This window comes from Pseudomonas sp. Z18(2022), from assembly GCF_036346535.1.
GTDB classification, from domain to species: domain Bacteria; phylum Pseudomonadota; class Gammaproteobacteria; order Pseudomonadales; family Pseudomonadaceae; genus Aquipseudomonas; species Aquipseudomonas yamanorum_A.
On sequence record NZ_JAOTOA010000026.1, the window covers coordinates 68,335 to 78,498 of the forward strand.

Genomic DNA, 10,164 nt, shown 5'->3' on the forward strand with positions numbered 1-10,164 from the left:
AAACGGCCGTTCACCTCTGAACAGAAATGAACAGGCCGGCCTGAACAACTGAACACGTGGCGGGTTGACAATGAACAGTTCTGAACAACACTTTGTGTAGGAGCGAGCTTGCTCGCGAAGAACTTCAGGACGCCGCGTTCATTCTGGATGGTCGCGTTATCGTTGACGTTCTTCGCGAGCAAGCTCGCTCCTACATAGGTAGAGATAGAACCCAGAACAACAATAAAACAAGGGTCACCGCCATGAGCACACCGCTGGCGCACGATGCCATCATCCAGGACTCCTGGCGCCGCTGCCGGGCCTATGGCCTGGATCACCAGAGCACGCCGAGCTTCGATCAGCTCCCCGCAGACGGTGTCAGCCAGTTGCTGGAGAGCCAGCATTCCCTCGTGCAAACCACACACCAGGAAGTACTGCCCTACTACGAAAACATCCTCAGCAACTCCAACTGCCTGATCATGCTCGCCGACAACCAGGGCCAGGTGCTGACCTCGTGGGGTACCCAGCGCTTTATCGAACCCAAGCTGGCGCGTGGCTTCAGCGCCGGCGCCAGCTGGATGGAGCGTTCCAGCGGCACCAACGCCATCGGCACGGCCCTGGCCTGTGCCCAGGCGGTGCATATCGAACACGACGAACACTTCCTCAAGGCCAACCGCTTCATGACCGGCTCGGCGGCGCCGATCTTCGATGCCCAGCGGGAAATCATCGCAGTGCTGGATGTGTCCAGCGACAGCTACCTGCCGCCCTCCCACACCCTCGGCATGGTCAAGATGATGAGCCAGACCGTGGAGAACCGGCTGATCCTCAACCTGTTTCGCGGCGAGCATTTCCAGCTGACGTTCAACACCGGGTTGAACAACCTTGATAGCCAGTGGGCCGGGTTGCTGATCTTCGATGAAAGCGGCCAGGTGCTGTCAGCCAACCGCCGTGCGGACAATCTGCTGGGCATCAGCCTGTCGCGGGTGCTGATCGACAGCCTGTTCAAGGTCTCGCTGCTGGAACTGCTCAACCAGCCCGAAGGCCTGCCCTTTTCACTGCAAGCCGCCGGGCGCAACCGTTTCCAATGCCTGTTGAAACGCCCGAAACAGGCACCGGTGCAGGCTCGCGTATTTGTGGAAAGCAAGAAACCCAGCGCACCCGCCTCCACAGCCATCAGTCTCAAGACCCTGCACTTTGGCGACGCCCGGGTGGAAAAGGCCGTACGCCAGGCCGAACGTTTGCTGGAAAAGGACATCCCGCTGCTGATCCATGGCGAAACCGGGGTCGGCAAGGAAGTGTTCGTCAAAGCCCTGCACCAGGCCAGCTCCCGCAGCCAGCAGGCGTTTATCGCGGTCAACTGCGCGGCGATCCCCGCCGAACTGGTGGAATCTGAACTGTTCGGCTACGAAAAAGGTGCGTTCACCGGCGCGAACCAGAAAGGCAGCATCGGGCTGATCCGCAAGGCGGACAAAGGCACGCTGTTTCTCGACGAGATCGGTGATATGCCGCTGCCGACCCAGGCCCGGTTGCTGCGAGTGTTGCAGGAACGCTGTGTGCAGCCTGTGGGCAGCAGCGAGTTGTTCCCGGTGGATTTGCGGATCATCTCCGCCACCAACCGTTCGCTGCGGGAACAGGTACAGCTCGGGCGTTTTCGTGAAGACCTGTATTACCGCATCGGCGGCCTGACCCTGGAACTGCCGCCGCTACGGGAGCGCACGGATAAACAGGCGCTGTTCAAGCAGTTGTGGCAACAGCATCGGGAGCCGACGCAGTGGGCCGGGTTGAGTAACGAGGTGCTGGCGCTGTTTGAGCAGCATCCGTGGCCGGGGAATTTAAGACAGGTGAGCAGTGTGTTGCAGGTCGCGTTGGCGATGGCGGAAGAGCAGCCGATCCGGGCGGAGCATTTGCCGGATGATTTTTTTGTGGATTTGAATGGGGTGGTGCCGGAGCCAACCGGTGAACGGCTGGATGACAGCATGGACCTGGCCCAGCGGCTGAAGGCGGCGGGCGGTAATATTTCTCACCTGGCCAGGGAGCTCGGCGTCAGTCGCAATACCCTGTACAAGCGCCTTAAGCAAAACGAGGACTCTGATCAGGAACACGGTTAAACCTGTGGGAGCTGGCTTGCCTGCGATGGCGCAGTGTCAGTCAACATCTCTGTCACTGATCCACCGCTATCGCAGGCAAGCCAGCTCCTACATTGGAACTGCGTCGGGTTTGAGATATGGGCTCAGTTCAGGATCGGCGTTGCCCCCATTGGCACTTTGCGACCCGGCGCCGCCATCTCGAACAGCTGCTCAACCCGGGCACTTTCTTGCGCGCTCGGCTTGATCGCCAATGCACACACCACAAAAATCCCCGCATTGACCACCAACCCGACGATCCCGCTGGTCAACGAGCCCAACCCGGGAATGTCATCCGGGTACATCGTCGTCAGCACAATCGCCACCACAATCCCGGCCAGCATCCCGGCAATCGCGCCTTGTTTGTTGCCACGACGGCTGAATATCCCGAAGAACAGCGGCACCGCCAGCTGGATGATCCCCTGGTAGGAAATCTGCGCCAGCAACTGCAGCCGCGCATAGTCAAAGGTCAGGTATGCCAGCACCGAGGCGGCGACGATAAACACCACCATTCCGGACTTGGCCAGCAGCGTCAGTTGCCGGTCGGTACGCGGGGTGTTCCAGGTGGCCAGGTCATTGGCGAACTGCGTACCGCAGACCTGCACGCAACCGTCCACGTGGCCGATGCTCGCCGCCAGCACGATGACGATCGCCAGTGCCAGCATCCACGGCCCGCCGATGTCGAACAGCGACAGGAACCAGCCTTGTTGCGGGTGCGCGATCACGTTCGGGTCCTGGCTGATGGCTGCGGCAAACAGCATCAGGATGCCGTAGAAACCACCCACCAACAGGATCGTATACAGCGTGCCTTTCTTCACCGCCTTGACGCCGCTGGCGGTATAGATACGCTGGAAACTCATGGGCCAGCACATCGAACCGATCACCCCGGTGAAGATCAGGCTGAACATATACAACGGGCCATAACCGGTGCCGCTGGCGCCGGGAATCAGCAGCATCTTGGCCGGCAGGTGCGACAGGTTGGAGAACGACGCCTGGTCGCCGAACAGCAGGAACACACACAGCGCCGCGCACAGCACGTAGGCAATCAGGCCCTGGAACATGTCGGTCATGATCAGCCCGCGCATGCCCATGCTCACGGTCCAGTACTGGCGCACCAGCACCACCACCACGCCGGCGATCAGGCAGGTGGTGACGCCCCAGCGGCCGAAACTGGCGAACTGGAACAGCATCGCCAAGGCCTGGATGCCCATCACCACCCACGGGAATACCGAGATGATGCCGATGATCGAGGCCACCCGCTTGACCACCGGGCTGTTGAAGCGCATGCCAAGCAGGTCTGGCTGGGTGCGCAGGTTGAAGCGCTGGCCCCAGGTCCAGGCGCGGCGCGCCATCAGGTACATCGCGGTGACGCCGAGGGTGGCGTAGACCATGCCGTAGAAGCCCAGGGCGCCGCCGATGGTCAGGGCGAAAAACGCGGTAAAGGTCGAGCCCGGCCACCAGGAGTTGGTGTAACACATGGCGATGTACCACGGCCCATAGGAACGCCCGCCTACGGCGTAATCGGAAAAGCTCGTGCTCTCACGGTTGGTGGCGTAGAGCACGGCGATCATCCCGGCCAGGAACAGGCCGATCACGCCAAAGGTGATAAAGAGGTTGGCATCGCTGGTGGTGCTGATCATTGCGCATCCCCCTCTTCGGGTATTTCGCCGGCTTTCAGCTCGGCGACGTACAACGCCCACAGGCCCAGGCCTGCAAGGACCGCAATGGCGATCCAGTAGAAGATCGGCAACGGAATGCCCAGTACCAACGCGGTACTGCCGCTCACGCTCAAATAGAACGGCGGGAATAAAGCGAGCATCAGCAACAGGAAAAAGTACACGCCGAAGAGTTGGCTTTTCAGGCGTCCGGGTGGTGCGGTATCGGATTTCATGAGTCGGGTGCTCCTTGAATTTCTGGATCGGTTTGTTATGTGATCAAACAAAAAATCAAGCAGTGAAACGTCAGCGCAAACCAGCGCCAAAGGCGGAACTCGAGGTGTCGTCGTTATTGTTATGGCGCAGGCTCAAGCCTGTCTTAGCCAGGTTTCCCATTGCGAATCGTTGATGATGCTGCGGGCCCGCATGTGCTTCCACGTGCCGTATTTGTAGAAGTCGAAATCCAGCTGCGACACCGCGTGCTGAACCATCGCCCAGGTCGACCATTTGATGTCCGCCAGGGCCTTGTGCAACTTGATGCGCGCCAGGTTCTGCGGGGTGACCTGGCCGAAGTAGTCTTCGATCAGGGCCAGCTCCATGTCGTCGGTAAAAAACATCTCGCCGAACCACAGCGCCAGTTCGTAATGCCGGTCGTTGTTGGAGGCGTATTCGAAGTCCACCAGGCGAATCTGCCGACGGTCGTTGAGCATGAAGTTACCCGCCAGGGTGTCGTTCATGCACGGCGCCAGGTCGATGCCGGAGGCTTGCAGCACGCCCCGCGCGCGTTCGCATTGGCGGCGCAGCCAGGCGTCGTCGGCGGGTTTGCAGCCGTTGAGTTGCTCCACCTGGCGCTGGTGCTCGGCGATCATGTCGAACACGGTTTTGGTCTGCACCAGTGGCGGCTGGTCGTTGAAGGCCTTGAGGGCGTGCAGTGCGTTGTGGCGCACGTCGCGGTCGAGGAAGTCGTGGTTGGACGAGGCGCGCCAGCCTTCCATGAATTCGAAGACTTCCACGCCGAATTCCTCAAGGAAGGCAAACACCGGCGCGCCGTAGCCGGTTTGCGCCGCCTTGAGGCTGGCGTCGTGGGCGGTGCGGCGGTCGATAAACATCTCGGTGCCCACACCGGGCACCTTGAAGAAATACGCCGTATCGATGCCGGCCACTTCCACCCGCCAGTTGGTGTTGGAAATCCCGCCGCTGACCGGCTCATAACGAATTCCGCTGCCGCCCCAACTGGCGACCCCGCGCACCGCAGCTTCCAGCTGACACTCTTGTGGCGTACACGCCTCACCTAACGCTTTCATGCCTGCCCCTCCTGTACCTGACGTAGCCAACTTTCAAACCGTGGGTCTTGCAGACTCTGGCGGCAGCGCAACAGCGTCCACTGCCCCACCTTGGAGAACTCCAGCGGCCGCACGGAGGTGGCGCCGACCCACAGGCCCCAGAGGGTCCAGTACCAATCGTTGATCAGGGCATAGAGGCGGCAACGGGCGTAGTCGCTTTCGCGGCATTGGCCGGCCCAGGCAGTGATGCCTTCACGCCAGTCGCTTTCGAAGACATACAGCTCGTTAAGGCTGATGGCCACGTCGTACCAGGGGTCACCGCAGCCGCCGTAGTCGAAGTCGATCAGTTGCAAGGCGCCCTCCGGGCCAATCATCACGTTGCTGGCCACGCCGTCGCCGTGCAGCGGCACCGACGCGCTGGCGCTCAGTTGCAGGGAAGTCCAGGCCAGGTCAATGCAGGTGCTGATCCAGGCGTGGTCGAGGGGCAAGCCCACGCTGTAGCGCACGCACAACTCGCGCAGGTGCTGGATGTCTTGCAGCGGCGAGCGGTTGAAACCTGGGGAAGTGCCGGCGTGCAGTTGTTTCTTCAGGGCCCAGAGCGCCTGCAGGCGCTGGGGCTGCATCAATTCGTCGAGGCGGGCCCAGCGCCATTCACTGGCGGGCAACGCATCCAGCAGCAACACACCGGCGGCTGCATCCACCAGACGCACGCCCGGCGTCACGTCGCAGTCGGCCGCCAGCTGCGTGGCGCGGGCGGTGCGTTCGATGTCGATCAGCGCGCGCATGTCGTCATGCAAGACCTTGGCGTAACACTGGCCCCACGGGGCGGTGACGGTATAACCGGCCCACTCGGTGGCCAGCCGAACCGGCGAGGCAATCCCGGCGGTGCCCTCTTCGACCACCACATGGGCGGACAAACCGGCCGCCTCCAGGGCGCCCAGCAGCCGTGACTTAGCTTGCAAACGACTCGACATGGCAGACCTCAGCGGTAGGCGTTGGGGGTGGAACAGGCGCGGTGCAGCAACGCAGTCAGCATGTGCAAACCGTTGCGCATGTCCTGCTCGCTGGTGAACTCCGCTTCGTTATGGGACACGCCATTGCTGCTCGGAATAAACAGCAGGCACACCGGGTAATGCCGGCTCAGGCTGATGGCGTCGTGGCCTGAAACGGTGACGCTGTTGCCGATGGGCAAACCCAGTTGCTGGCCGACGCTGTAGGCCAACTCGGAAAAGCCATGGTGCAAGTGAGTCGGCTCACGCAGGGCGCGGCTTTCGATGGTGTAGTCCGTCGCCGTGGCGGTGGCCGTGGCCTTGAGCGCGGCGTCCAGGCGCGCGCCGGCGGCTGCCAGTAACTCGGTGTCTGGCGAACGGTACTCGACGTGCAGTGTCACGCTGGAGGGCACCACGTTCGGAGAGTTGGGGTAGATCTCCAGGCGCCCCACCGAGCTGTGCAGTTGCGTGCCGTGCAGGTCGGCCTCGGCCCGCACCGCGATGATCCCATGGGCGGCGGCCAGCAAGGCGTCCTTGCGCGCAGCCATGGGTGTGGGGCCGGTGTGGTTCTGTTCGCCGATAAACCGAATCCGTTGCTTGAGGGCGGCCCAAGTGTCGCGAACCACGCCGATGGCCAGGCCGTCGCGCTCAAGGCCGTCGCCTTGTTCAACGTGGATCTCCACATAACCGGCCACGTCCAGCTCGACCCGGCCCTCTCCCAAATAACCAATCTGTTGCAGCGCATGCTTGAGGCTGATGCCGTCGCCATCGCGGCACGCCCAGGCGTCTTGCAGGGCCAGGTCGCCGGTGAACACGCTGCTGCCGATCAGGCTGGGCTGGAAGCGTGCGCCCTCCTCGTTGGTCCAGTTCACCACCGCCAGGTTGCACGCCGGTACTTCGCCGCGTTCGCGCAATTGGCGGGCCAGGCTCGCCACCGCGACCGCGCCGGCCAGCACGCCATAGACACCATCGAAACGCCCGGCGCTGGGCTGGCTGTCCAGGTGTGAGCCACACAGCACGTAGGGCGCGTCTGGATTGAAGGTAATCAAGCCGAACATATTACCCACTGCATCCACCCGCACTTCAAAGCCACGCTCGGTCAGCCAGGCGGCGAACAGGTCGCGTACGGCGCCGTCCTCGGCCGACGCTGCCAGGCGGTGCAGCCCACCGGCCTTGGTCGCTCCGATAGCTGAAGAGTCGCGAAACAGCGCCTCGAAGGTTTCAAGGTCCTGTTCACTGGGCGCCAGTAACTCAGGGGTAAAGGATGTCGACATGGGCTTGCTCCAGGCGGGTCGCAAAATCGTCGGACGGCGCACGATTGGTGACCAGGGTCGTGATGGCGCTGAATGGCAGCGTATTGATGAACGTGCGGTGGCCGAACTTGGCGTCGTCGGCCAGGATTACGCTGCGCAGGCTGTGTTTGGTCAGTTCCCGGCGCAGCAGCGCCTCGGGTTCCTGGTAGTCCATGAACCCCAGTTCCAGGTCGACGGCGCCGATGCCCATGAAGGCAATGTCGTAGTGGAACTGTCGGACGAATTCCAGGGTGTGGGCGCCAATCAGCGCGTTGTCGTTACGGCGTACATCGCCGGGCACCACCAGCACCTGGTTGGCGCTTTGTTCGGTGATCAGGCGGGCGATGTCCAGGGAGTTGGTGATGATGCGCAACTGGCTGAACCCGATCAGTTGCTGGGCCAGGGCCAGGGTCGAGGTGCCGGTGTCGAGAAACAGCACCATGCCTTCGCTCACCAGCTTCGCCGCACACACCGCGATGCGCGTCTTGGCCTGGGGCTTGATGCGGCTGCGCACTTGCAGCGGTTGCTCTTCGTTGAGCCGCGGCAGGATCGCGCCACCGTGGATGCGCCGCAGCTTGCCGGCTTCTTCCAGGTACTTGAAGTCGCGGCGGATGGTTTCTTCGGAGACGAACAGCGTCTGCGCCAGGTCCGACGCCTTGACGCGCTGGTGTTGGGTGAGCAGGAGCATGATTTCGTCGAGACGTGGCTGGTTGAGCATAAAAGAGGTATTCCAGAGCAGGTTCAGGCGGCCGGTATTGCGCGGCCCACGGCGAGACGCGGCACTCGCCGGTCCAGCAGGGAGCATAGAGCGTAATACGGCCATGGACAGGGTCACGGGTACCTCTCACTCATCGGGGTGTGAAAGGGCAGGACAACACAAAGCGTTTATCACGGGCGGGCTTCTATCGAGCCCACTCCGGGTGCAATCAATCAGGGATTCAGCAGCGGGGGAAGGTGCTGATCCCAGGGTGCGATCGCTTCCACGGCTGCGCAGAATTGCAGCACCTGGGCGTCGGCAAACCGCGGGCCGATCACCTGCAAGCCAATCGGCAAACCGCTCGGGCTGAAACCACAGGGCAGGCTGGCGGCGGGGTTGCCGGTGATATTGAACGGGTAGGTAAACGGCGTCCAGCGCGCCCACGGCACTGCACCCTCCTCGCCTGGCCAACCTTGCGGGGCCACGCGGTCGGCGGCGAACGGCAGGATCGGCATCGTCGGCATCAACAGCACGTCGTAGTCGTTAAACAAGGCGTGTACCTGATTGGCGAACAGTGCACGTTGCTGCACGGCGTTGAGGTAAGCCGCCAGATCGTAATCGGCAGAACGCTTGATCAGCGCGGCGAAGCCGGGGTCCAGTTGGTCGAGGCGATCGGCCAGGGACTTACCGTAGGCAATCCCGCGCCCGCCGACCCACAGGGTTTCGAAGGTGGAGAGCGGGTCTTGCCAGTCCAGGGTCAGGGTGGTGACAGTGACCGGCAGCTCATCTGCGAGGTAATGCACCGCCGCTTCGACGGTGGCGGCGATGACCGGGTCCACGGGTGTATCGAACAAGGTCGGGCAGTACGCCACGCGCAAAGGGCCCAGCGGCTGGTCGCAGCGCGCCAGGTAGGACTCGGTGGGCGCGGGCAAGGCCTGGTGGTCCAGCGGGTCGGGGCCGGAAAGGATGTCAAAGAGCAACGCGCTGTCGCGCACGGTGCGCGTGATCGGGCCGGCGTGGCTGAGCATTTCGGTGGCGGACCAGGGCCAGGTGGGGATTCGCCCAAGGGAGCCTTTAAGGGCGAATGCACCGCAGAAGGCGCCCGGAATACGCACCGAACCGCCGCCGTCGGAGCCCAGCGTGGCCGGGACCATCCGCGCCGCCACGGCAATGGCCGAGCCGGAGCTGGAGCCGCCGCTGGTGAGTTGCGGGTTCCACGGGTTGCGCCCGTTGCCGAAGACGCGGGAGGTACTGGCGCCGGTCCAGCCGAATTCGGTGGTGGCGGTCTTGCCAAGGATGATCGCGCCGGCGTCTTTGAGGCGGCGGATGATCGGGGCGTCTTGTGTGGGGACGTTATCCAGCCCAGTGAGCGAGCCACGGGTGGTGCGCAGGTTGGCGGTGGAGAACAGGTCTTTGATGCCGAAGGGGATGCCGTGGAGCGGGCCTTTTATTTGCCCGGCCTCGGCGGCCGCCGTCATGGCATGGGCCTGCTCAAGTGCGGATTCGGTGTAGACGTCGCCAAACGCGTTCAGTGTTGGATTGTGGGTTTTGATGGATTCGAGGCATTGCTCCACCAGTTGCACGGGAGTGAGTGAGCCTTGGCGAATGCGTTCGGCTGCCTGCAGGACGCTGGGCATATCGGTGAGTGAGGTATCAGTCTTCATTGAGCATCCTGGGACATCTGCGAAATGGTCCAGCGGGTACGTCAATAGACGCCAAGGGAATGGCGACTGTCAAGTTGGATTTGTTGTGTATGTGGGTTTTGTGGGATTTATTTTTGTCAGAGATTTGGCTTACGAAAACGGGCCGGTTTAGCCGGGGATTTGGCGAAACGTCCTATCAGTAGCTGTGGATAGCTCTGACTTCTTTCTCTCACAAACCTCTGCAAAGTCCCTCGCCTGATTACACAGTGCGAGGGAACGCCGATGTCTTTTTCGATTACTGCTCTGCCCAGTGGGGCTGCCTCTTGATTCCCGCCATTGGCTTTTTCGTCGTGGCGGCGATGGACCCGAAGACGCGTAACGTCAACGAGGTTCTCAATGACTTCAAACACTGCCTGAACACCTACGACGCATGGGCCGAGAGCTTCTGGAGCTTTTCGGCACTGGACGTCGAGCAAGTGTTCAAGGTGGGGGATGAGGTTTCA

9 protein-coding genes are annotated in these 10,164 nt (G+C 62.2%); 2 read left to right on the forward strand and 7 right to left on the reverse strand.

Annotated elements, in window-relative coordinates; all coding sequences use genetic code 11:
* Positions 1-242 precede the first annotated feature (242 nt).
* Complete coding sequence (locus tag V3W39_RS29820) at positions 243-2,087, forward strand: sigma-54-dependent Fis family transcriptional regulator (RefSeq protein WP_330213902.1); 1,845 nt, start codon at positions 243-245, stop codon at positions 2,085-2,087.
* A 122-nt stretch (positions 2,088-2,209) separates the two neighbouring features.
* On the opposite strand, the gene V3W39_RS29825 is transcribed toward V3W39_RS29820, so the two are convergent.
* The 7 genes from V3W39_RS29825 to V3W39_RS29855 form a co-directional block, all read right to left on the reverse strand.
* Entirely contained in the window at positions 2,210-3,742 is a 1,533-nt protein-coding gene (locus V3W39_RS29825) for a sodium:solute symporter family protein (protein WP_177048389.1), read from the reverse strand.
* Complete coding sequence (locus V3W39_RS29830; protein WP_177079445.1) at positions 3,739-3,993, reverse strand: hypothetical protein; 255 nt, start codon at positions 3,991-3,993, stop codon at positions 3,739-3,741. The genes V3W39_RS29825 and V3W39_RS29830 overlap by 4 nt, the downstream gene beginning before the upstream one ends.
* 132 nt (positions 3,994-4,125) lie before the next feature.
* On the reverse strand, positions 4,126-5,061 hold the full coding sequence (locus V3W39_RS29835; RefSeq protein ID WP_330213903.1) for a phosphotransferase: 936 nt from the start codon (positions 5,059-5,061) through the stop codon (positions 4,126-4,128).
* Positions 5,058-6,014: an aminoglycoside phosphotransferase family protein gene (locus V3W39_RS29840; RefSeq protein ID WP_177079444.1), complete on the reverse strand. Its 957-nt coding sequence runs from the start codon at positions 6,012-6,014 to the stop codon at positions 5,058-5,060. Before V3W39_RS29840 ends, V3W39_RS29835 begins: the two co-directional genes overlap by 4 nt.
* Before the next feature lie 8 nt (positions 6,015-6,022).
* Entirely contained in the window at positions 6,023-7,303 is a 1,281-nt protein-coding gene (locus V3W39_RS29845; RefSeq protein WP_177079443.1) for a M20 family metallo-hydrolase, read from the reverse strand.
* Positions 7,281-8,039 carry a DeoR/GlpR family DNA-binding transcription regulator gene (locus V3W39_RS29850; protein ID WP_177048381.1) on the reverse strand — a complete coding sequence of 253 codons (759 nt, stop codon included), beginning with the start codon at positions 8,037-8,039 and terminating at the stop codon, positions 7,281-7,283. Before V3W39_RS29850 ends, V3W39_RS29845 begins: the two co-directional genes overlap by 23 nt.
* Before the next feature lie 212 nt (positions 8,040-8,251).
* Positions 8,252-9,682: an amidase gene (locus V3W39_RS29855; protein WP_330213904.1), complete on the reverse strand. Its 1,431-nt coding sequence runs from the start codon at positions 9,680-9,682 to the stop codon at positions 8,252-8,254.
* A 302-nt stretch (positions 9,683-9,984) separates the two neighbouring features.
* On the opposite strand from V3W39_RS29855, the gene V3W39_RS29860 reads away from it, so the two are divergent.
* Positions 9,985-10,164 (forward strand): hypothetical protein (locus V3W39_RS29860; RefSeq protein WP_330213905.1); only part of this gene is annotated, 180 nt, incomplete at its 3' end.